The following is a 22,260-nucleotide window of genomic DNA, read 5'->3' as shown; positions in this document are numbered from 1 at the left end:
CGTTTGTTTGTTAATTAAATACTTATTTTATTCTTATTAATGTGCTTACCTGGTCTTTAAAGTCCGGTTATTGGCACTGGGTTGGATATAATACCTGAAGCTGTAAAATGGCGCTTCAAACTCATATTTATCTACCACTACTTGAGGGTTTGTCCGATAGAGGTTCATCAATTGATATTTCACATAACGGCCATCTTTCAATTGAAAGACCATCGTGCGGTCTTTGTAGGGGCGGACAATATGGTCACTCAACCGGTAGGTAGCCCAACCGTCGATGGTCGCATTGCCGTCCATTTCTATTTCTACACCATTCCTCACCATTGCGGCAGCCGGCGCCTCATCCAATTCATCGAAAGGGGTACGTACAATACGCATCTTTCCTAAACCGGCTTCGTTATTTGCTGTGGTCGCATCACTTGCGATATAGGCGGTATAAATGTCGTAATGCTTGACATGCCATGGCGCAGTTCCTGCTGCTGCTGCATCTCTGTTGACTTCATTCCGGGTATCGAAATTGAAATAAAATGGCTTGAATCCGAACGCCCCTGAAGCAGCATCTCCCTGTTCACCAGGCCAGTTGACCACATACACTACCTGAAATTTCTCGTCATAATAGACATAGCCTTTTCCCTGTCGGATTTCTGAATTGGCTTTGTCCCAAATAGTTTTACCACTGCCATCCTTATAAGGAACTACAGCACTATACTGGTAGCTCACTTCCCTGATTTTGACCGCGCGGGCCGGCACAAAATTCGTACCCGCAACTTTTGCTGTGTCAACAGCCGGCTCTTCAGGTTTTTCTGTATCCTTTGAACAAGACAACATGGTCATGCCAAAAGCAACAAAAAGTGTTAATATTCTAAGTGTTCTCATAAATCTTTATTTATTTATTTTCGTAAAATCTTTAGATCCGTCTTTCAGGATCGTATATTTAAAAGTGATGTAGGGTGCTTCTGACTGTAATGTCGGGCTCGGCGGACTGTCTTTATAGAAGCTATAGATGATCAGCTTTGCATAATTGCCTTTGGCTGTTTTGATGATGATCGGTCTTGGCAGGTTGTACACGATGTGCGCCCTTTCTTTATCGCCAGGAAACATCGCTCCATAAAAATCGTAAAAGGCATAACCAGCACTACTGCCCAGGAAATAATCAAGTGTAAGAAAACCCCTCGACAAAAGCTGATTGTCATTGATTGTCACCGTTTTCAGATTATCATAAGCCTCGTCCAGCAATGCTTTGGCAATGGGCACCTGCTTCGGTTGCTGTTTACTGTCATCATAATATTTAGCCTCTACGCCGGCATCTTTAACGAGGTAAAGACCTCCTCTGGCCGGGCTCCCGTACCCAGGACCTTTATTGCCATTTTCAAAGACCACTTCTCCATGATTGGCCCAGACACTGCTGTTATAGATACCAGTAAAGGCAATGTCCCATTTGTCTGTATTGGCATATTCCTGAGGTATAACACGACCATCTTCCAGACTGTAAAACACCTGCTTAAAATTGCCATCACCACTGCCCATTTTGGCTTCGGTATCCCCTTTCAGAGTCAAGATATATTCTCCGCTAGTAGTCACCGTAACCGCGGGTAATGCCGGCAGTTCTTTTTCCGGGAGCTCATCATTTTTGCTGCAGCTGAGCAGGCCAGCTGCCAGCAAAATGATAAGGAGAGACGAGTACTTTTTCATAGATTTTATTTAGAATGATTTTAAATAATAGCAAATATGGGCAAAATCTTCTCCTGTAAGCTATAAAATCGCTTACCATTTCGGGATAAAAACTAACGATATCGGGATTAGTTCGTGCTCAGATTCCCTGAGCCATCTTCCTGGAAGTAATAACGGAAAGTAAAGTATGGTGCTGGCCAGTTCAGGTCACTCACCGTAGCGGGAGCCCCTTTATACATACTCACCATTTCCAGTTTGGCGTATTTGCCATCTGCGGTTTTTATAATGAAAGTCCTGTTCTTTACGGGTACCGCAATATGTGTCTTCAGGTCGTAAAAAAACCAGCCGACTCCATTTCCTGCATCCCAGCCAAAACTGGGGATTTGATTGGCCTCAAACTCTGATACGGATGGCGCTTGTGTCACTTGACTATAGGCTTTCTCTACGATTACAACGCTTCCCTTCCCGGGACCACCAAATCCAGGTGTTCCCTGTACTGTGCCGCTATTGGCCACAATGAGTGAATTGTATTCCTTAGTAAAGGCAATGTCCCAGTCTGCAGTCAACTTCCTGGAGGCATCTATCTTCGTCCCGGTTTTCAGGTTAAAATAAAAGGTCTCAAATTCTTTCCCGCTACCTACGGTATTACCCACATCTCCTGGCAGGTCCCTTACCACTTTGCTCTTCGTATCCTCCAGTTCGGGTTTTATTTCAGCTTTGGTGCAGGAAACAAGTATAACAGCTGAGAACAGCAGGATTAATGATTTATTTACTATTTTTTTCATGACTTATAATGTTATTTAAGCGCTACCGGCTGCTCTTCGTCTGATTTGATTTCACTTGGCAAAATGCCAAAATATCGTTTAAATGCATCGCTGAAATGACTCTGATGGTTGAAACCCACTGCAGCTGAAACCTGGCCTATGGTCTTCTTTTCTTCTATTATGAGCCTGCGTGCTTCTTCCATCCTCAATCTGGTCACATAACCATAGATCGTGGTACCAAAGTATTCCTTAAAACCTCTTTTCAGCTTAAACTCGTTAAGGGTCGTTTGCTTGGCGAGTTCAATGATTGTGGGTGGACAAGTATAATTGCCATGCAATATATCTCTCGCATGCTCCAGTTTTTTTAGATCGTCCTGTTTAATAAGGTATTTATCTACCTCTGCAATGCCCGCCTGCATCTGTTCCAATTGCAGCATCAGCAACTCCAATATCTTCGACTCTGTATGGAGCCGCTTCAATTCACCAGATCTTCTACATTCGCAGATATCATTGATCACCCGCTTCATTTCTGTAGTCACCGAGAGGTCTTTCGCTGCATAAGAGGTATATCTTCCTTTCAGGATTTCCCTTACAAAATCGCTGTGTAGCAGCGAATGCTGGTCTATAAGATGAAAATAATACTGTTTGGAAAGAACCAGCAGGAAATACTTATACTCTACGTCTGGAATCATAGGATATTTTCCTTTAATGGAAGGAATATAGCGGATGTTGTGTCTGCTGCCCATCCTACGACTGCCTTTATCAGCAGATTTGTCTGAACCTGATTTTTCAGTTGAGGAATTGGTACCATAGAAAATGAACTGCGAAGTAATCGCCTCACCTTCTATTTCCGAGAGCACTTTAACATTTTCCGAAAATTGCATCGTAGAATGAACCAGGAAAAGTCCCCCCGCACTCAACTGGTAATTGACCAGTTTTTGTGCAGGCAGACTTTTGATGTTGATGTTCTTCTCAGAAAGCGGGGTATTGGGCGAATAATGTTCAGAGATTTCTTCAATGAACAGCCAGTCGTCCGACCCTTCTATTTTTGATTTAATCTTCATCAGCGTTTATTTAATAATTTCATAAGGATGAGGATACGCAAGTATTTAAGAAGCCACCGGAACTTCACCGAACACATCTCCAAACCTGGAGAAGGTCTCATCAGCTACCCGTATTGCCTGCGCCTGTTGTTCTTCTGTCTCTGCTTCTGCATTCATAACGCCAACAAACTTGCCCCACATCTGTCCGGTAGACTCGCCATATCCGGAAAAGAAGGAAACACCTTTGTCTACGCCATACTTGGCCAGCATCTGTACGATGATCGGTCCGCCCATAATCGAGCCTTCCATTACATATAATGCACCTAATGCTTCAACAGTATTGTTGATCCCTGGTGCTACTGCTTCAGGTAATTCATCCACACTGGAGCCTAATTCTTCGATATCCGCCTTTAGGTAAGACGAATTTCTGCGTTTCGCACAGTCCGGCAAAACATCAGCAGTTATAAAAGGCTTAATCGCCTTTTCCAATTCGCTGAAATAGGCATAAAAATGTTTCAGTACATCTGCGTAATCTGCATTGCTACGGATGCCCTTCATTTTTAAAACCACTTTTCTCTCTAACTGTTGGTGCGCTTCTTTAGTCGCTTCTTTGATTTTGTTGCTTAACATATTTTGAATGATTTAAATGATTATTTCACTTCGAATTTGGTGCTGCCTTTGGGTACTACGACATATTCGAAAGTGTAGAACATAAATGGTACATCTGAGAACCATTTGTCGGCTGTGAGCGCATCTTTGTAGCAGCTGATCATCTTAATTTTTGCATAGTTACCCTTCGCAGTACGAATGATTACGGTACGTTTTTCTGGCATGGCATAAACCACGTGTTTCTTCCTTGCACTGCCATCGCCCCGCACTAATCCGGTAAAGTCATACAGATACCAGCCAATTGCAGTTGAGAATGCCCCCTCTTTATCCATTCCAACTACATCTTTAGCTGTTTTGAATTCCGCATCAGCAGGCACATCTGTTACTTCATCGAAAGATTTCTCAATTACCAAAACACCACCCGTGGTAGCATTTCCAGCACCATAGTTCGTGGCATCCGCGCCGTTATTACCACTCATAAAACTCACACTAGTTCCACCAAATGCTAAATCCCAATCGGCAGTTTTTTCAGATCCTGCGGCCACTTCTGCCTTAGTTTCGAAACTGAAATAAGCCGTCTTTGCACCCGCCACGGCCGGTGCAAAGTTTTCCACCCTCCTCAGTTTGTAATAATTACTGGGAACTTCTTCAAGCACTTCACGGTCCTTCCTGCAAGAGGATAGAACGATCACCGACATCAGAAACAGACTGCTAATTTTTAGTTTTTTTGAATAATTCATCTTGATGTATATAATTGATAATTGTTTGCATATTTATAATTCTGCTACTTCTCTCTAAAAAACCGCCAGCTTAGTCCGGCCAGCACCGCCCTCCCGGCCTGTCCCGGGATCAGTTGGTCACGGTAATTCATGATGTTGTCTACGGTCAATTGCAATTGCAGGTGTTTATTTCTCAAACTCTTTTGCACTGAAGCATTTAGCAGAAAAAAACTGCTCACATAGGTATCCCATGGATCAAGAAAATTATTCGAGGTATTAGCTTCCATGAAACCATACTTACTCCGGTAGTTTAGCCTAAAGGATCCTGAAAAGCCGGAAGGCTCATGTGCGTAGCTAATTTTAACATTGGCCATATGCCGGGATCGGTTATTCAGACCTACATAGTCATTCGTAGTCGAGCGCCTTTGCTTATTCAGCCCGAGGTCATACACGCTTTCGTACAGGCCAGTACCGTTTTTTATAGAATCGGCTACGCCTTTATCGAATGCGTACAGCAATTGGTAGCCAGCAGAGAGGTTCAGCGATTGACTGACTTTACAACTCAAGCCGATTTCCGCTCCGGTAGTATAGGCTTTAGCGATGTTCATATAAGCGTAGATCTGATGATCATTGGTCTTAATAGCCACCTGCTCTGAATTGATGAAATCTTTTAAATCATTATAAAAAACATTGAGGTCCAGATTTACCTTCGCTATCGGTTGATAAGCAACACCAGCACTATAGGAAACCGACCTTTCCGGTCTTAATGTGGCCACCTTCTGAGCCGATGGAAAAATGCTCATAATCTGTCCCGCATCCTGTAGGGATTTGATTTCCCGCCAGAACTCCTCTGCTCCAAATACCGAATAGCCTGTTTGTACATTCGTAAAGATCATGTACAACTGCTGGAAATTAGGGGTTTTAAAGCCCGAAGCTACCGCGGCTCTCAACTTGAAATTGGAAGCAAGGTCATAGCGTAAACCCAAACTGGGATTGAAACGTGAACCATATTTATCATGGTAATCAAAACGGCCGCCACCGGTCAGCTCAAGCTTTTCCATAACTTGCCAGTTTAACTGTCCAAATACAAAGTAATTAGACATCTGCTTGTTCCCTCTGTAAAAATTATTCAACAATAATTCATATGCCCCACCAAGTCCCGTTGTCAATTCCAACTGCGTAGCAAGCTGCTTGGAGGCCTGCCACTCTATTCGGTGCAGGTATTGTTGAAAGTCGCTGCCGGAGGCAATAGCTCCAGTTTTCAGGTCTTCGATTGTTTGTTCAGTCTGGTAGCGCGTCAGATAATACTGGAATTTGAGCTTCCAGCCATTCCTGAAATTATTGTTGAGTGACACCGAGCCATTTAAATCATATTCGTTTTGAACATCTTCAGTGGGGCTCAAATCCTGGTAAGCTAGGTTATTCTTTGAGTATCGGTTCATGAACCGAAGGTTGAAATTCAGTGTACTGACCTCATTCAACAAATACCTCCCCCTTCCTTGCAGGGAATAAGTGTCGGAAGGTGGCGCAGTCTTTCCTCGGCTCAAATACGGATTGGCATTAAAGCCATCTGTACGGTAATAGTTACCCGAGAAGAATACAGAACCTTTTTTCCCCGAAAAAGGACTTTCCCCCTCCAGTGTTGCATCTATCATATTGAAACTACCGTAGCGCAACGAGGCCATTCCTTGTGGCTGCGTGATGTTCTTACGGGTGACTATATTGACCACTCCCGCCAATGCATCACTACCAAACGAGCAGGAGGATGCACCTTTGATGATTTCTATACGTTCGATATTGGATACAGTGATCCTCGACAAATCCAGGTTCCCATTATTGCGTCCTATCATGGACTGACCATCTATCATGACCATGGTATAACCGCTATCAAAACCCTGCATCTGCAAGCCAATCGCGCGTCCGCCAGAAGCGACATCATTTACCATCGCCATCCCGGTTTGTTCTTTCAGTACCTCGTCCAGCCGTCTGCTGCCCATCATTTCTATCTCTTGTCTGGAGATGACCTTGCTGGGCATAGCGGTCCGGGTCATGTCGATGAAGTTGTCGGGATTACTATGAAAACCCCCAACATTCACTTCTTTCAGTTCCTCCTCTCCAGCTTGAAGTTGAATACTGACACTGGTGTTTGTACCAGTCTTAACTTCCACTTCCTCTGTGTATTTCTGGTAACCAATAGCCTGTATAGAGAGTAAATAAGTACCTTCGTATAAACCTTTAAAACTGAATCTCCCCTGCGCATTGCTAACTGATTTTTGCCGATCAGGTTGCAGGTCTATTGTGATACCAGAAAGCGCCTTACCCTCTATATTACGGACCTGGCCGATCAAAACAGCCTTGGTCTGGGCTTTTACGACATAAGCGTAAACCAACAAAAAAGATACTGAGATGATGACTTTGAACGAGGGTTTTGGATGCATCGAAATTAATTGGTCTATTTTTAATCAGTCTAAATAAGATTGCAAATATGATTACATTTGCTTAGAAAAAAGCAACGCGAGGGGGATTATTTTTAACCATTTCGGGATGATATTAACGGAAACAGGATAAAATTAAGAGAAAATATAGTGCTCATTGAACTTGATCAAACACCTAAATTGACATGCAACATACTAAATAACAATAACTTAAATAAAAATCACGAGAACTTTTAAAAGATCAATAATTTCCAAGAACAAAACATACCGATAGCGTTAATGCCTATTGAATTATTTGGAATGATTTTAATTAAGTCGTCCTTTGCAAAATATTATGAAGAAGAATATCCACTCAAAAAGACAGTTTCTCATCAGTTTAATGGTACTGATGAGCTTGACATTTTCAGCCTTTGCTGCTGCGCCAAAAAGAATCATTACGCTGAGCGGGCCGCTCACTGAAACTGTGGATGCCCTGGGATCCGGTGCTCAGATCGTAGCTGTCGACGTGACCAGCACATACCCTGCCTATATCAACAAAATTCCTAAAGTCAGCAAGGACAGGGCCATATCCGCAGAAGGGATCATCTCTTTCTCTCCTGATCTCGTCCTTGCTCCGGAGAACATGATCTCTAAAGCGATTCAGTACCAACTGAGCTCAGCAGGGATCAAAGTAGTGGTCATTAAACAAGAATACAGTCCAAAGGGCGCCTTGGCCTTTATACGTCAGGTCGCCGCAGCGCTTGGCAATACTGCAAAAGGGGAAGAGCTGGTAAAACAAACTTCTGCCTCAGTAGAGCAGGCTTTAGTATCGGTAAAAAAGAATCCTAAATCTCCTAAAGTGCTGTTCCTTTACGCACGTGGTACAGGTGTGATGATGGTGGCCGGCAAAGACACCAGTCTGGATGCCGTCATTAGGCTTTCTGGCGCTAAAAATGCCGCACAGGGCTTTTCAAAATTCAAACCCTACACGACGGAAGCACTCGTCAACGCCAATCCGGATGTGATCCTGATGTTCGACTTCGGTTATAAAAGTCTGGGTGGCATCAACAGTATCCTGAAGATGCCTGGAGTATCGCTCAGCAATGCGGGAAAAAATAAGAGGATCATTGAAATGGATGGGGAACTGCTGACGAACTTCTCGGTACGCCTGGGTCAGGCCATCAGTCAGCTAAATGCCAAATGGTAAATAAAAAAACAGTTTTATACCTTGGACTGGCCTTGGGGCTTTTTCTTGCAGCAGCTTTTTCCATGAGTCTCGGCGCTGTTAAAATTCCTGTCTCTGATGTGATGCTGATCATTCTCAAAAAACTAGGTTTCTTTTCTGAAAAAGAGGTTTCTATGCAGCATGAAGGGGTCTTAAACATTGTCCGCATTCCCCGGGTGCTGCTTGGTCTGCTGGTCGGCGCCGCCCTTGGCATCTCGGGCACAGCCATCCAGGGCATCTTCCGCAATCCATTGGCAGAGCCTGGCCTCATCGGCATATCGGCCGGCGCATCGCTTATGGCGGTTATTATCATTGTTTTGGAGATCAGTTTGCTGACAAGCCTGAGCAACCTGCTGGGCTATTACCTCCTGGCTTTCGGCGCTTTTGCGGGAGCCGGTATCGCTGCACTAATCGTGTACCAGATCTCGCGTAATGAGGGCAAATCCAACGTCGCCACCATGCTATTGGCAGGTATAGCCATCAATGCCCTGGCGGGAGCACTCACTGGACTCATCACCTTTGCTGCAGACGACCAACAACTGCGCAACATTACCTTTTGGATGCTCGGCAGTCTGGGTGGGGCTACCTGGGAAACAGTTATCGCTGTCGCTCCTTTTATCCTGATCCCGGTATTGCTTCTGCCCCGAATGGGCAAGGCTTTAAATGCCTTTGCTCTGGGTGAAGTTCAAGCAGCACAACTTGGACTAAAAGTGTCGCTCATCAAAAGAAACATCGTCATCCTGGCTACTATGGCTGTAGGCGCCGCCGTGGCGGTCTCCGGGATTATCGGCTTCGTAGGATTACTGGTACCTCATACCATCAGGCTGCTCATTGGTGTAGACAATAAACACGTGCTACCCGCTTCTGCATTGTTAGGTGCATTGATGCTCACACTGGCTGATATGCTCTGCCGCACCATTATTGCGCCCATCGAATTGCCGATCGGGGTGATTACCGCACTGCTGGGTACTCCCCTGTTTCTGTATATTTTAATTAAGGATAAAAAGAAACTTGTTTTATAAAGATGCTGATCGCAGAGTCACTCACATTTGAAATTGCCAAAAGGCCACTTGTTAGAGAAGTTTCATTTAGTCTCCGCTCTGGTGAACTACTTGTAATCCTGGGTGCCAACGGCGCAGGTAAATCTACGCTTTTCCGCATGTTGAGTGGAGAAAAGCAGCCGACAAAAGGCAGGATAACTTTATCTGGTAAAGACCTAAACAATTACACTCTGGCCGAACTAGCCATAAAACGCGGGGTCCTGAACCAGCAAAACGTCATCAACATGGCCTTTGATGTCATAGAGATCGTAATGATGGGAAGGTATCCGCATTATAAAAACAATCCTGCAACACAGGATCATCAGGTGGTCACGCAGGTGATGGAGTTATGCGGCATTACCGCTTTTGCAGATCGTTCCTACCTGAGTTTATCAGGAGGCGAACAGCAGCGCGTACAGCTGGCCCGTGTGCTGGCACAAATCTGGGATATCCCCAATGCACTCTTGCTCATGGATGAGCCTGTGGCGAGCCTCGACCTGCAATACCAGCAGCAAACCCTGGCCATCGCCAAAATGCTCACAAAACGCGGATTTATGGTGGTTAGCATCTTGCACGATATCAACCTGGCCGGCCAGTATGCTGACCGTATATTGATGTTAAAAAACGGAAGAAAGTGGTATGACGGTAGTGCTGCAGAAGTATTGAGTGGAAAAAACATATACGAAGTATTTGAAATCAATTCAGATGTCTATACCAATCCCCGTACACTCAAACACTTTTTTATCCCACGAAACGTTGTAATTGATGAAATTTCCTCCTAGTTTTAGTTGTAAATCCTTTAATTTTGTTCCCTATGGAAACCAAGCCCACATCTGACAGAAAAGCTGCCATACTAAAATGGCTGAAACGAGTCGGCGTCTGGGGATTTCTCTTTTTCCTCATCAAGGGTCTTGTCTGGCTTGCCGTGTTTTACTGGGGCAGTAAAATGTTTTAACGCCCTCCGCTACTACAAATAAAAGAAAAGCGCCAGTAGAATTACCGGCGCTTCTGATATTAAGATCATCAACCTGTTTTTACACGATCAATGCTTCTGCTTTTTCCAGTACAGTTTTCAGTCCATCCTTATTCTTACCACCTGCAGTCGCATAAAAAGGTTGTCCACCACCCCCACCTTGGATACTTTTTCCCAGTTCCCTTACTATATTTGAAGCATTTAAGCCCTTATCTTTAACCAAATTCTCCGACAACATTACGGTAATACCAGGCTTATCGTCTATCAATGTAGTGAACACTAAAAACAAATCATCTACAAGATCCTTCACCGCAAAAGCCAGGTTCTTTACCGCCTCGGCATTAGGTAACTCCACATGCGTGGCGATCAAATTGATACCGTTAATGGTCTTCATGTGATGAACCACCTCATGTTTCAAATTCGCACTCTGTTCCAGCACTGCCTTTTCTGCATCTTTCTTCAGTTTGTTATTCTCCTCAATCAAGGTAGAAACCGCAGCTTTCAGATCCTTATTACCCCTCAGCAATTCACGCAGTTCATTCAGTTCCCTGTTTTGATCCAGTATAAAAGCCTCCGCTTTATCAGCTGTAATGGCTTCGATACGTCTTACACCAGCTGCTACGGCACTCTCTGACGTGATCTTAAAATAGCCAATCTGTCCCGTTGCCTGCACGTGGGTGCCACCACACAGCTCCTTCGAATAATGATCATCAAAAGTGATTACCCTAACCAAATCACCATACTTCTCACCAAATAAGGCAGTTACCCCGCTAGAGATCGCCTGCTCATAGGGCACATACCTTTGCTCTTTCAAAGGTATATTTTCCCTAACTTTTTGATTCACCAAATGCTCAATCTGAGCCAGCTCTTCCTCTGTCACCTTTGCAAAATGCGAAAAGTCGAAACGCAGATAATCCGAATTCACCAATGAGCCTTTTTGGTTCACATGTGCACCCAATACCTTTTTAAGCGCCGCATGCAGCAAATGCGTAGCAGTATGATTGTCCTGCGAAAGCAGTCTTTTATCTTCATCTATTACCGCCCAGAAATGGCCTTCCAAATCTTCAGGCATGGTGTCTGAATAATGCACGATAACACCGTTCTCCTTTTTTGTATCCGTAATCTCTACAAAAAATAGGCGACTATGGTCTTCCAACCGGCCAGTATCTCCAACCTGACCTCCACTTTCTGCGTAGAATGGTGTTTTGCTCAATACGATCTGGTACTGTTCTTTACCTTTTGCAATTACCTTACGGTATTTAACGATCTGAGTCTCCGATTCAAAATCGTCGTAACCCACGAACTCCACTTCCAGTTCAGGGTTCACAAGGATCCAGTCGCCAGTATCAACAGCTGTTGCTGCTCTTGAACGCTCCTTCTGTTCCAGTAAAGCTATTTTATAACCCTCCATGTCCACTAACCAGCGCTTTTCACGCGCCATCAGTTCAGTCAGATCTATAGGAAAGCCATAGGTATCCTGCAGTTCAAAAGCAAAAGCTCCCGAGATCACCATCTGGTCCTTCAAAATGCTGTACACCCATTGGTCCTCGAAAGATTTTTCCGGTTCTATCGCATTTTCCGACATCAGAAATTCCGACTGTTTTTTCGTATAGTTTTCAAAACGTTGGATACCTGTAGCTAAAGTTCTAAGGAAGGAAATTTCCTCTTCGAGTACCACCTTTTGAACAAAGTCCTGTTGCAGCACCAATTCTTCAAAAACACCTTTAAACTGTTCAGCAAGCACCGGCACCAATTGGTTTAGGAACGGCTCCTTTAAATTCAGGAAAGTATAGGCATAGCGGACGGCACGGCGTAGGATCCTACGGATTACATAACCTGCTTTGTTATTTGAAGGTAACTGCCCGTCCGCGATCACGAAGGCAATTGCACGGATATGATCTGCCATTACCCGCATCGCGATGTCTGTTTTTTCGTCTGCACCGTAATCAACACCTGCGTGTGTTGCAATGAATTGGATCAATGGCTGAAATACATCGGTGTCGTAATTAGATGATTTTTCCTGCAATACCCTTACCAAGCGTTCGAAACCCATTCCTGTATCTACATGCTGCGCAGGTAATGGCTGTAATGAACCGTCTTTCAACCTGTTAAACTGCATGAATACGTTATTCCATATCTCGATCACCTGAGGATGGTCTGCATTGACCAGATCCTTTCCGCTAACCGCTGCGCGTTCTTCATCAGGCCGGCAGTCTACATGGATTTCAGAGCAGGGTCCGCATGGTCCCATATCACCCATCTCCCAGAAATTATCTTTTTTGTTGCCCAAAATAATGCGGTCTTCAGGAACATACTGCTTCCAAAGTTCATAAGCTTCTGTATCTTTTGGAAGACCTTCCTTTTCATCTCCTTCAAAAATAGACACGTATAATTTATCTTTTGGTATTTTGTATACTTCTGTCAGCAATTCCCAGCTCCAGGCAATGGCTTCTTTCTTAAAATAATCGCCAAAACTCCAGTTACCCAGCATTTCGAACATGGTATGGTGATAGGTATCAATCCCAACTTCCTCGAGGTCATTGTGTTTACCAGAAACACGTAAACAACGTTGTGTATCGGTTACGCGAGAGTATTTTATAGCTGCCTCACCCAGGAATAAATCCTTAAACTGGTTCATACCAGCATTGGTAAACATGAGGGTCGGATCGTTTTTAACTACAATAGGTGCAGAAGAAACAATATGATGTTGTTTGGATTCGAAAAATTTTAAGTATGCCTGTCTGATTTCCTTAGCTGTCATCCTTCTCTTGATTAATGGAGAACAAAATTAGATAAAATTATTCTTTTTTATTCATGGATACTTCGGTACTTTTATCTAAGTTTGGACACTTTAAATGAAAGCTGTAAACCACTAACAATCAACATCAAGTATGCCTTATAAAGAGCGGGAAATCAATAAAATGTATTATACAATGGGTGAGGTAACCGAAATGTTTGGAGTGAATGCTTCGCAGATCAGATTCTATGAAAAGGAATTTGAAGTACTTCAACCCAAAAAAAACAAAAAGGGAAACCGCCTCTTTACCCCCGAAGACATTGAGAACTTAAAGATCATTTTTCACCTCGTGGACGACAAGGGTTTCACACTCAAAGGTGCGAAAGAACACTTGAAAAATAACAGTTCCGAAGTAAAGGAAAATCAAAAGATCATTGCTTCACTTGAAAAATTAAAGGACTTTTTGCTCAAACTCAACGAAGAAATCTAGAACGCGTCTGCACAGGCTTTAATACAAGAAAATAAGATATGAGAATCCGTAGTTACAGAACTTTTACGGAGCTCTTTAAAAACATCATGAGGCTGTGGCGCTAGCACTAATAAGGCGTTAAAAAAACGTAATATCTAATTTTAAGTACCATACCCCATTTGCCTTCGTCTGGAAATGTCTTTCTAGATGCAGTGTTCTAGATTACTAAGAAAAAAATAGCAGATCATTTAGTCAAATTGAATAGATATGGCATTATTCGCTATGCTATGTCAATTATTACAAAAATATCTATAGGGCTACTCTTCCTGGTTGGAACAGTAGCCCATGCACAAGAAAGCCTGCCAATACAAAGTCTCATTGAGAATTTAGCTGAAAGTCTACCTGAAGACTACGATTTATCCGAACTCACTGAACGATTCAATGACTACCAAAAGCATCCCATAGATCTGAATAAGGTCAATTCAGAACAACTGAAGTCATTATTGATTTTATCGCCAGTCCAGATCAGTAAACTTCTGGAGCACATTCGGAAAAACGGCAAACTCCTGGACCTGCTGGAACTGCAGGGCATTGAAGGTTTCGACCTGACTACGATTAACCGCTTATTGCCTTTTGTAAGGCTAAGCTCTCCTGATCCGCTTTCCAACATCGAGCCCAACGACCTGATAAATAAAAGTAAAAACGACCTGGTCCTGAGATATGGACGGCTGCTGCAAACCCAAAAAGGTTTCCGGGACCTCACTGGAAGCCGCTATCTCGGCACGCCGGATAAACTGATGCTTCGCTACCGTTACAACTATTCCGATCAACTCAGTGCTGCTCTCGTAGCTGAAAAAGATGCAGGAGAACCGTTCTTTAACGGTAAAAACGGCTTGGATCATCTTTCAGGAAACATCAATATCTCGGATTTAAAATGTTTTAAAAAAATAATAATCGGAGATTACAGCCTCCAATTTGGACAGGGACTATCCATGTCTTCCGGATTTGCGTTGGGTAAGGGCGCTGATGTCACGAGCGTAACAGCAAAAGACATGGGGCTCAGTCCTTACGCAGCCTCCAATGAGTCCTCATTTTTCAGAGGAATCGCAAGCATAACCAACGTGAATAAATACCTAGATCTGACAAGCTTTGTGTCCTTCAGAAAATTGGATGCCAGCCTGAAACTCCAGGAAGAAAAAAATTACACCCTTCAAAATATCAATACCAGTGGACTACATCGGACGGTAACGGAACTTAAAAACAAGAAGAGCCTGGAACAACAAATGTATGGAGCCGCATTACAATACATAAAAAAAGACTTTAGGTTGGGCACCCTGACTTACTATACGCATTATGACCGTAATTTTATCACAGGAGAACAAAGGTACAATGAGTTTGGTTTCGTAGGTAAAAATCTAGTTAACAGCTCCATATATTATAGCTTCACCTGGAACAACTTTTTTGTCTTTGGAGAGGTTGCACATAGTGCCGGCAGTGGATGGGCATTTATTAATGGCATTATGGGAACCGTTTCTGCTCAGGTTTCCTGCGTATTGGTACACCGAAGCTATCAAAAGAACTACCACAGTTTCTATGGAAATGGATTAAGCGAAGGGTCGGAAATTAATAATGAAAAGGGCTGGTATGCCGGATTAAATTATACGCCAAATAAACATTGGCTTTTATCCGTCTATGGAGACCGCTTTAGTTTTCCCTGGGCGCGCTACCGAATAGATACTGCATCATCGGGTTATGAAGGGCTAGCTCAAATTTGCTTCACACCCGATAAGAAAAACAGGTTTTCACTTAGGTACAAAAGAGAGCTAAAAGCCCAGAATCCGGATGCAGGTACTGAGTCACTTGATCTCCAAAATGTAGTTAAAGAAAGTTTCCGGGCAGATGCAAATTGGCCATTAAATAAAAAGTTAAACTTTCAACAGCGTTTGGAGATTTCTCATTATCAAAAGGATGCCAAAAAAGACTGGGGTTACCTGATCTATTCCGACCTGAATTACAAACCGACTTCTAGTAAAATCAGCGGCAATATGAGAGTGGCATGCTTCTATACCCCCTCTTACAATAGTCGCATCTACGCTTATGAAGACGATGTACTATATGCCTCAGGGTTTGGGATTTATTACGGCCAAGGAATACGCAGTTTTCTGAACCTCAGGTATCGTTTGATGCCCGCATTAGATTTCTTTTTCCGGTATGCCATCTCCTTTTATCCCGGACAAGAGAGAATGGGTTCCGGTCTGGAAGAAATAGAAGGAAATAGGAAATCAGATATAAAAGTACAACTCAAGTATCAATTCTAAGTTAGGTATGAACGATTCCGCAAGAGAAACCCACCGCAGGGCCGCTCCAATTGTTTTCACACAACTATTAATCTGTTATATTTCAGGGATTTTACTTGCTTATCCTTATCGCGATCTATGCAATTGCAAATTTCTGACCATCACCTTTTTCTGTCTGTTCCAACTGTTGATCTTAATAAATCTGGTATACAAAAAGCGATTTATTTTGCTCCTTAAAGGTTTCATTAAACCCTTATTTTTCCTGCTCAGTATTTTGGGTGGTATTTTATGTTGTGTATTACATGACGAGCGCCTTGCCTCTGATTATTACTTACTTAAACCCTCTACATACCTAAAAGTACGTGTGACCGAAGAGCCTCGACTTAAAAACGGAATATTGAACTTTAAGGCAGCAGTCGTACATAGTTATTTCTTAAATTCGGAAGCAGCAGTTTCCGGACAGTTATTTGTGTCAGTAAAGCGATCACAGCAAAATCCGATTGAGCTAGAATACGGACAGGAGCTCTTCCTTCCTGCCAAAAGCAATTCGATCAGTCCAACCCTAAATCCAGCAGAATTTGACTACAGAAGTTGGCTTGCAGCACAGAACATTTATCAACAGACATTTGTAAAACAAAATGAGATTCTAAAACTAAATTACCTCAGTGGCAACAAGCTAATAGCCGCTGCTTTAGCACTACGCTTGGCACAAATCAACTATTTACGTAAACTCATGAAAGATTCTACTACTTTTTCTGTAGCAAGCACCCTAATTCTTGGTTACCGTATAGATCTCGATGCAGAAGTCCTCTCTACCTACTCCAAAACAGGAACTATACATGCCCTGTCAGTATCCGGCATGCATGTTGGACTTATTTACCTGGTAATCAATTGGCTGTTACGTTTCATGGAAAGGAAAAAATGGCTGCGTTTTTTGAAATTTGCCATTATTATTTTACTTATTTGGGGCTACGCTTTGCTCAGTGGTCTATCTCCTTCTGTTATGCGCGCTGTCATTATGCTCTCTACAGTTGTACTTTCGAATGCTTTTTCCAAGAACAACAATGGCTACAACGGCCTTGCATTTGCCGCCTTTTGCTTGCTACTCTACGATCCCTATATGATTTGGGATGTAGGATTTCAACTTTCATTTACGGCTGTTATAGGGTTAATCTGGCTACAACCAAAGATACAAAATTGTTGGCAACCTAAACATAAAGGACTTTTAAAGCTTTGGGAAAGTCTGGCCATGTCACTTGCTGCCCAACTGAGCACCTTTCCCCTGAGTACATATTACTTCCATCAATTTCCTACGTATTTTCTATTTAGTAACCTATTTATTCTGCTTCCCTCGGCATTGATCATGTATCTGGGAATGATCATACTTCTTTTTCGGCTCGACTTTTTGATTCCTATTTTTGAAAATCTAATCCAATTTATGAATATGGGCTTGAGCTGGATTTCCAGGTTACCAGCGGCAAGCCTTTCTGGTATCTGGATCAATAAATCCGAACTCATTTTACTTTCATTTACTATCGCTATTTTTGTATTCGCGTTCCGAAAAAACGGCAAATTATATCTTTTTCTCGGCCTGACCTGTGCAATTTTATTGCAACTGTCCTTTTGCAGGACTGAATTTCAAAGAAAACATCAAAAGAAAATCATTGCATTCTCATTGAGCAGACATTACGCGACGGCATTCATTTCAGGTGGAGAGGCCATCGTACTCACTGATGTGGACGCGAGGCACTCACACTTTATCCGTCATGTAAAGCCGACGCTAGACAGTCTTCAGGTCAACAAGTTTTATTTCTTAAATAGAGAAAAGAACTTCAGCAGAGCTAATTTCTCTATGCAGGACCAGAAAATTATATTTTTCCAATATTGTTTGAATAGCGCTGAATTCTGCAGTCCCCTTAACCCTAATTCCAAAGCCGTTGAAATTGACTTAGGCTAGGACAATTAAAACACCGGCAACAAAATGATTAAAAACTTATCTTTACATCACTAAAATAACAGATAATGCTATTAAATCTGGAATGGCTTAGAACCTTCAAGGCAATATATGAGCAGGGTACACTGACTGGAGCAGCTCAAGCACTGTACATTTCACAGCCTGGGGTCAGTCTGCATTTGAATTCACTTGAGGCTTATACCGGCTATAAGTTATTTGACCGGGCTCCCAAAAAAATGGTTCCTACAGAACGTGGAAAGGTTTTATATAATTTTATACTAGAACCGATCAGCAAATTGGAAAGCGCGGAACAGCTCTTTCATAAAAGTAGCAAGACAGACCGTGCGACAATCAGCATAGGCATGTGCTTCGAAACCTTCCAATTTACACTTGAAAAATACATCTCCTCTCTCCCGTTTAATGTGATCATAAAGTTTGGCGATTACGTCCAAATGCTTCACGATCTCGATAAAGGTTTGCTTGACCTGATCATCACCCCGCATAGAGGCGAGCAAAAAAATTTGGAGTATCAGGCATTCTCAAAGGAAAGGATTGTGATGATATGCGGAGCAAAAACAGATCTGAATGGTATGAAGCCGTTGTTAAAAGATAAAAATATGAACACGCTGGAAAGTTGGCTGAAACTGCAGACTTGGTACAGCACTGCGGCGGATATGGACCATTTGAAAAACTTCTGGCAGCAAAACTTTAAGAAAACCATAGATTTCAAGCCAAATTATATTGTACCAAATATCAGTTCTATAGTACGCTGTCTGAGCAGCGCTGAGGGTTTTTCTATCATTCCTGACTTTCTGTGCCGGGAAGAAATTGCTTCCGGCACAGTGAAACTGATATGGGAAGGCAACACCATCATTGAAAACACTTTGTACTTTGGCACCAGAAAAAAAACAATGTATGACAAGGAGATCAATATGGTGAAGGATATTTTTGAAACCAAAGTTGATTTGTAACTATATTTGGCAGTCAACAAATACCAGAAACTATGACCGAAGATCTGATCCTTTATTCAGTGGAGGCAAGAATAGCCAGTATCACAATCAACAGACCTGACAAACGCAATGCATTGAATCCCGAGCTGGTTAGTTTATTGACAGATGCCCTCCTCAGGGCTTCAGAAGATGAGGACGTAAAAGTTATCATACTGAAAGCAAATGGTACTACTTTTAGTGCAGGAGCAGATCTGGCTTATCTATTACAGTTGCAAAAGAACAGTTATGAGGAGAACCTGGCCGATTCAGAAAACCTAAAGCGCTTATTTACGACCATCTACTACCTACCTAAAATTGTTATTGCGCAAGTAGAGGGGCATGCCATCGCGGGCGGTTGCGGATTAGCTACAGTTTGCGATATCATTTTTGCTGTACCTGAAGCGAATTTTGCCTATACGGAAGTCAAACTCGGCTTTGTACCGGCTATCGTTTCATGTTTTCTTTTGCGCAAAACCAGTGAAACCATTGCTAAGAAAATCTTATTGACCGGAAATTTATTTTCAGCAGAGCAGGCACTGGATTATGGTCTGATCTCCTATGTAACAAAGCGCGATGATATCGGTCAAAAAGTAAAAGAATTTGCGTTAAATTTGTGTACTGAAACCTCAGCTAATTCGTTAATGATCACGAAGCAGCTGATTGGACAGACCAACAATCTTTTATTGGAAAAAAGTTTGGCTTTTGCAGTACAGATCAATGCAAGGGTACGCGACAGTGAAGATTTTAAAAAAGGAGTGGCTTCCTTCATCAACAAAGAAAAAATAAATTGGTAATCAAATCGGATAAATCATCATGTTTAAATCAATCAAAACCAGTGTAGTTGCGCTTATCCTTATAAGCACTGCACTCATCGTAAAAGCACAAAAAATAGTAAATCAGGGCACCTTGATTTATGGAATTGAGTACGCGCTTACCGACGAACAGAAGAAGACAATTGACGTATCTATGTTACCCTCGGAAAGCAAAGTGCAGTTTAACGGCAATATTTCTAAAGTTGAAGTAGACATGGGGATGGCTATGCTAAAAATACTGAGTGATGGCGCTAGTCGGAATGGCCTTATATTGGTAGATATTCCAATTGCACAAAAACAATACGCAGCTAAAATGAGTAAAGCAGATGTGGAAAAGCAGATGGGTAACAGAGTTTTCAGCGATTTTATCGCTACAGGTGATAAACAAACCGTCGGTGGATACAATGCCGAAAAATACAGCTATAAAGATAATAATGGTGCTAGTTATGAGGTTTGGGTTAGCAATGAAATTAAATTTTCACCTGGCGCTGTACCTCCAGGATTCGATTCAATCAAAGGAACTCCGGTAAAGTTCACCAACATTCAGGACGGTTACAAATCAGTTCTCACCTTGAAAAGCTTCAAAGAAGACAAGGTAGGTCCTTTTTCCCTGGAGGTTCCAAAAGGATATGAAGAAAAGACAATGGCTGAACTACAGGCCATGAGGGGCGCGCAATAACTGTAATGGTGAAAAGCTTGCTCTTCTTTGTCAGGTTCTTCCTGTTTTGGCTGCTGTTCTTTTTTTTGGACCGACTTACTTTTTTAATCATCAACTTTAAAAAGATCTCCGTGTATCCAGCAACGGAAATCATGTCTACCTTTTATCATGGTTTGGCTCTGGATTTTTCCATGTCCGCTTATTTATTGTTACTACCACTCATCAGCTATATCTTTTGGTTGTTCAGCGGCAAGAAGATCGTAGAGTTAAAGTGGTTAACAATTTATAATAAAGTGCTGATTATCATTTTTAGCATTCTTTCGGTAGTTAACTTTAACATCTACAGGGAATGGGGTACTAAAGTTAATGCTAAAGCGATCGGCTTTGCTATTTCTACTCCTAATGAGGCGATGGCTTCGAGTGCTTCTTCCCCTGTTGCATTGTCAATCTCTCTTTTGGCATTGCTAATCATCATCAGCCTTTTCTTACAAAAAAAGGTGATCTTAAGAACCCTTGAGTTTAACAGAACTCCTATGTGGCTACGTGTTATTGCAGTAATTTTTATGGTTTTCATCAACTTCCTGATCATCAGAGGCGGTTTGAAGGGTTCTCCCATTACGCAGAGCATGGCATATTTTTCTAAGGAACAGGTTTTGAACAACGCAGCTGTGAACACTGAGTGGAACCTATTGAGGAGTGTGCTTTCCTCTCGGATGACCAAATCAAATCCTTATCACTACATGTCGAAGGCTGATGCAGAACGTTTGGTGAAGCATTTGTATACATCATCAAAAGATACCACAATCAACATCTTAAAAATCAAACGTCCTAATGTGGTTATTGTGATCATCGAAAGCTTTACTGCCAACCTGACGCAAACTTTGGGGGCTGAAAAAGACATTACACCTAATTTTGATAGCTTGATGCATCAGGGGGTATTATTCAGCCGTATTTATTCTACTGGCGACCGAACTGATAAAGGTCTAGTGGGCACATTGGCGGGTTTCCCTACGCTAGCATCCGGCAGCATAGTCAAGTGGCCCGAAAAAATGGAACGCATCCCAATGATTGCACAGCCGCTCGCACATGCTGGTTACAGCACCTCTTTTTATTATGGCGGGGAATCTGAGTTCGATAACTATAAAGCCTTTATTTTAAGTCATAAAGTGGCACGACTGGTAGATAGAAATGACATTAAGACCGGGAAAGAAACCAGCTGGGGACATTTTGATGAGGACGTATTTGCCAAACAAAACCATGACCTGACCCGAGAAAAACAGCCCTTCTTTTCAGCATTACTGACCTTAACTAACCATGAACCTTACGGCCTTCCAGGCGGTTATTACTTTGGTAAATCTGATAATGTGGCCAAATTTAAAAGTACAGCACATTACACCGATTCCTGCATTAACGTATACCTTAACAATGCTAAAAAGCAATCCTGGTATAAAAACACCCTTTTTGTATTTATCGCTGATCATGGACATAAAATGCCAAAAAACATACATGAAATCTATGTTCCGGAAAGGTATCACATCCCATTGCTATTATATGGTGATGTCATCAAAAAAGAATTCAGAGGCAGGCGGTTTAACAACGTAGGCAGTCAGGTTGATGTAGTAGCCACAATACTAGGCCAGCTTAATATTGACGCCAAGGCCTTCCGCTGGAGTAAGAATCTTTTTAACCCATCCTTACCATCTTTTGCGTTTTTTAGCTGGGACAATGGAATGGGCTTTATAGATAACCAACAATGTGTTACTTTTGACAATGTAGGAAAGACGAACCTTTATAATAGCGATGAAAAAAACCAACAGGGCACCCAAACGCGTCTGGCTAATGCAAAAGCTTACCTGCAAACGATTTATCAGCAATTTATTGAACTTTAA

General features: G+C 42.4%; 18 protein-coding genes. 10 read left to right on the top strand and 8 right to left on the bottom strand.

The genetic code is table 11. The features are described from left to right. Window positions 1–45: 45 nt before the first annotated feature. From WAE59_RS12360 to WAE59_RS12330, 7 genes are all read right to left on the bottom strand, one after another. Window positions 46–873 (bottom strand): hypothetical protein, encoded by an 828-nt coding sequence (locus tag WAE59_RS12360; RefSeq protein ID WP_337856273.1) that lies wholly within the window; start codon window positions 871–873, stop codon window positions 46–48. A 6-nt stretch (window positions 874–879) separates the two neighbouring features. Beyond that, window positions 880–1,689 carry an HmuY family protein gene (locus tag WAE59_RS12355; protein ID WP_337856272.1) on the bottom strand — a complete coding sequence of 270 codons (810 nt, stop codon included), beginning with the start codon at window positions 1,687–1,689 and terminating at the stop codon, window positions 880–882. A 107-nt stretch (window positions 1,690–1,796) separates the two neighbouring features. After that, the gene (locus tag WAE59_RS12350; protein WP_337856271.1) at window positions 1,797–2,453 is read right to left on the bottom strand and encodes an HmuY family protein; all 657 of its coding nucleotides are present in this window, start codon (window positions 2,451–2,453) and stop codon (window positions 1,797–1,799) included. 11 nt (window positions 2,454–2,464) lie between these two features. Then, entirely contained in the window at window positions 2,465–3,496 is a 1,032-nt protein-coding gene (locus WAE59_RS12345; protein ID WP_337856270.1) for a helix-turn-helix transcriptional regulator, read from the bottom strand. 45 nt (window positions 3,497–3,541) lie between these two features. Further along, window positions 3,542–4,105 carry a biliverdin-producing heme oxygenase gene (locus tag WAE59_RS12340; protein ID WP_337856269.1) on the bottom strand — a complete coding sequence of 188 codons (564 nt, stop codon included), beginning with the start codon at window positions 4,103–4,105 and terminating at the stop codon, window positions 3,542–3,544. Window positions 4,106–4,125: 20 nt separating this feature from the next. Next, window positions 4,126–4,824 (bottom strand): HmuY family protein, encoded by a 699-nt coding sequence (locus tag WAE59_RS12335; RefSeq protein WP_337856268.1) that lies wholly within the window; start codon window positions 4,822–4,824, stop codon window positions 4,126–4,128. Window positions 4,825–4,868: 44 nt separating this feature from the next. Then, window positions 4,869–7,241, bottom strand: a complete 2,373-nt coding sequence (locus tag WAE59_RS12330; protein WP_337856267.1) for a TonB-dependent receptor — start codon at window positions 7,239–7,241, stop codon at window positions 4,869–4,871. Between the two features lie 331 nt (window positions 7,242–7,572). Between WAE59_RS12330 and WAE59_RS12325 the strand changes: the two genes are divergently transcribed. The 3 genes from WAE59_RS12325 to WAE59_RS12315 are packed head-to-tail and all read left to right on the top strand — an operon-like array spanning window position 7,573 to window position 10,264. Beyond that, a complete protein-coding gene (locus WAE59_RS12325; RefSeq protein ID WP_337856266.1) occupies window positions 7,573–8,424 on the top strand; it encodes a heme/hemin ABC transporter substrate-binding protein in 852 nt (283 codons plus the stop codon). After that, on the top strand, window positions 8,418–9,464 hold the full coding sequence (locus WAE59_RS12320) for a FecCD family ABC transporter permease (RefSeq protein ID WP_337856265.1): 1,047 nt from the start codon (window positions 8,418–8,420) through the stop codon (window positions 9,462–9,464). The genes WAE59_RS12325 and WAE59_RS12320 overlap by 7 nt, the downstream gene beginning before the upstream one ends. A 2-nt stretch (window positions 9,465–9,466) precedes the next feature. Then, window positions 9,467–10,264, top strand: a complete 798-nt coding sequence (locus WAE59_RS12315; protein WP_337856264.1) for a heme ABC transporter ATP-binding protein — start codon at window positions 9,467–9,469, stop codon at window positions 10,262–10,264. 252 nt (window positions 10,265–10,516) lie between these two features. Here WAE59_RS12315 and alaS read toward each other — a convergent pair whose 3' ends face one another. Next, complete coding sequence (alaS, locus tag WAE59_RS12310) at window positions 10,517–13,216, bottom strand: alanine--tRNA ligase (protein ID WP_337856263.1); 2,700 nt, start codon at window positions 13,214–13,216, stop codon at window positions 10,517–10,519. 130 nt (window positions 13,217–13,346) lie between these two features. Between alaS and WAE59_RS12305 the strand changes: the two genes are divergently transcribed. The 7 genes from WAE59_RS12305 (at window position 13,347) to WAE59_RS12275 (ending at window position 22,260) form a co-directional block, all read left to right on the top strand. After that, on the top strand, window positions 13,347–13,682 hold the full coding sequence (locus WAE59_RS12305; protein WP_337856262.1) for a MerR family transcriptional regulator: 336 nt from the start codon (window positions 13,347–13,349) through the stop codon (window positions 13,680–13,682). A 266-nt stretch (window positions 13,683–13,948) separates the two neighbouring features. Further along, window positions 13,949–15,979: a ComEA family DNA-binding protein gene (locus tag WAE59_RS12300; protein ID WP_337856261.1), complete on the top strand. Its 2,031-nt coding sequence runs from the start codon at window positions 13,949–13,951 to the stop codon at window positions 15,977–15,979. A 7-nt stretch (window positions 15,980–15,986) separates the two neighbouring features. Beyond that, the gene (locus tag WAE59_RS12295; RefSeq protein WP_337856260.1) at window positions 15,987–17,915 is read left to right on the top strand and encodes a ComEC/Rec2 family competence protein; all 1,929 of its coding nucleotides are present in this window, start codon (window positions 15,987–15,989) and stop codon (window positions 17,913–17,915) included. A gap of 65 nt (window positions 17,916–17,980) precedes the next feature. Continuing rightward, a complete protein-coding gene (locus WAE59_RS12290) occupies window positions 17,981–18,883 on the top strand; it encodes a LysR family transcriptional regulator (protein ID WP_337856259.1) in 903 nt (300 codons plus the stop codon). 32 nt (window positions 18,884–18,915) lie between these two features. Next, window positions 18,916–19,695: an enoyl-CoA hydratase/isomerase family protein gene (locus WAE59_RS12285; protein WP_337856258.1), complete on the top strand. Its 780-nt coding sequence runs from the start codon at window positions 18,916–18,918 to the stop codon at window positions 19,693–19,695. 19 nt (window positions 19,696–19,714) lie between these two features. Further along, the gene (locus tag WAE59_RS12280; RefSeq protein WP_337856257.1) at window positions 19,715–20,392 is read left to right on the top strand and encodes a hypothetical protein; all 678 of its coding nucleotides are present in this window, start codon (window positions 19,715–19,717) and stop codon (window positions 20,390–20,392) included. A 131-nt stretch (window positions 20,393–20,523) separates the two neighbouring features. Next, on the top strand, window positions 20,524–22,260 hold the full coding sequence (locus WAE59_RS12275; RefSeq protein ID WP_337856256.1) for an LTA synthase family protein: 1,737 nt from the start codon (window positions 20,524–20,526) through the stop codon (window positions 22,258–22,260).

The sequence above is a fragment of the Pedobacter sp. GR22-6 genome, assembly GCF_037402555.1.
Classification (GTDB): Bacteria; Bacteroidota; Bacteroidia; order Sphingobacteriales; family Sphingobacteriaceae; genus Pedobacter.
Note: the sequence above shows the minus strand (reverse complement) of the source record. Positions and strands in the feature narration are given on the sequence as shown.

Bases quoted from the DNA above. Each gene is read 5' to 3' on its own strand.
- WAE59_RS12360 (WP_337856273.1), bottom strand. From the start codon at position 873: ATGAGAACACTTAGAATATTAACACTTTTTGTTGCTTTTGGCATGACC.
- WAE59_RS12355 (WP_337856272.1), bottom strand. From the start codon at position 1,689: ATGAAAAAGTACTCGTCTCTCCTTATCATTTTGCTGGCAGCTGGCCTG.
- WAE59_RS12350 (WP_337856271.1), bottom strand. From the start codon at position 2,453: ATGAAAAAAATAGTAAATAAATCATTAATCCTGCTGTTCTCAGCTGTT.
- WAE59_RS12345 (WP_337856270.1), bottom strand. From the start codon at position 3,496: ATGAAGATTAAATCAAAAATAGAAGGGTCGGACGACTGGCTGTTCATT.
- WAE59_RS12340 (WP_337856269.1), bottom strand. From the start codon at position 4,105: ATGTTAAGCAACAAAATCAAAGAAGCGACTAAAGAAGCGCACCAACAG.
- WAE59_RS12335 (WP_337856268.1), bottom strand. From the start codon at position 4,824: ATGAATTATTCAAAAAAACTAAAAATTAGCAGTCTGTTTCTGATGTCG.
- WAE59_RS12330 (WP_337856267.1), bottom strand. From the start codon at position 7,241: ATGCATCCAAAACCCTCGTTCAAAGTCATCATCTCAGTATCTTTTTTG.
- WAE59_RS12325 (WP_337856266.1), top strand. From the start codon at position 7,573: ATGAAGAAGAATATCCACTCAAAAAGACAGTTTCTCATCAGTTTAATG.
- WAE59_RS12320 (WP_337856265.1), top strand. From the start codon at position 8,418: ATGGTAAATAAAAAAACAGTTTTATACCTTGGACTGGCCTTGGGGCTT.
- WAE59_RS12315 (WP_337856264.1), top strand. From the start codon at position 9,467: ATGCTGATCGCAGAGTCACTCACATTTGAAATTGCCAAAAGGCCACTT.
- alaS (WP_337856263.1), bottom strand. From the start codon at position 13,216: ATGACAGCTAAGGAAATCAGACAGGCATACTTAAAATTTTTCGAATCC.
- WAE59_RS12305 (WP_337856262.1), top strand. From the start codon at position 13,347: ATGCCTTATAAAGAGCGGGAAATCAATAAAATGTATTATACAATGGGT.
- WAE59_RS12300 (WP_337856261.1), top strand. From the start codon at position 13,949: ATGTCAATTATTACAAAAATATCTATAGGGCTACTCTTCCTGGTTGGA.
- WAE59_RS12295 (WP_337856260.1), top strand. From the start codon at position 15,987: ATGAACGATTCCGCAAGAGAAACCCACCGCAGGGCCGCTCCAATTGTT.
- WAE59_RS12290 (WP_337856259.1), top strand. From the start codon at position 17,981: ATGCTATTAAATCTGGAATGGCTTAGAACCTTCAAGGCAATATATGAG.
- WAE59_RS12285 (WP_337856258.1), top strand. From the start codon at position 18,916: ATGACCGAAGATCTGATCCTTTATTCAGTGGAGGCAAGAATAGCCAGT.
- WAE59_RS12280 (WP_337856257.1), top strand. From the start codon at position 19,715: ATGTTTAAATCAATCAAAACCAGTGTAGTTGCGCTTATCCTTATAAGC.
- WAE59_RS12275 (WP_337856256.1), top strand. From the start codon at position 20,524: ATGTCTACCTTTTATCATGGTTTGGCTCTGGATTTTTCCATGTCCGCT.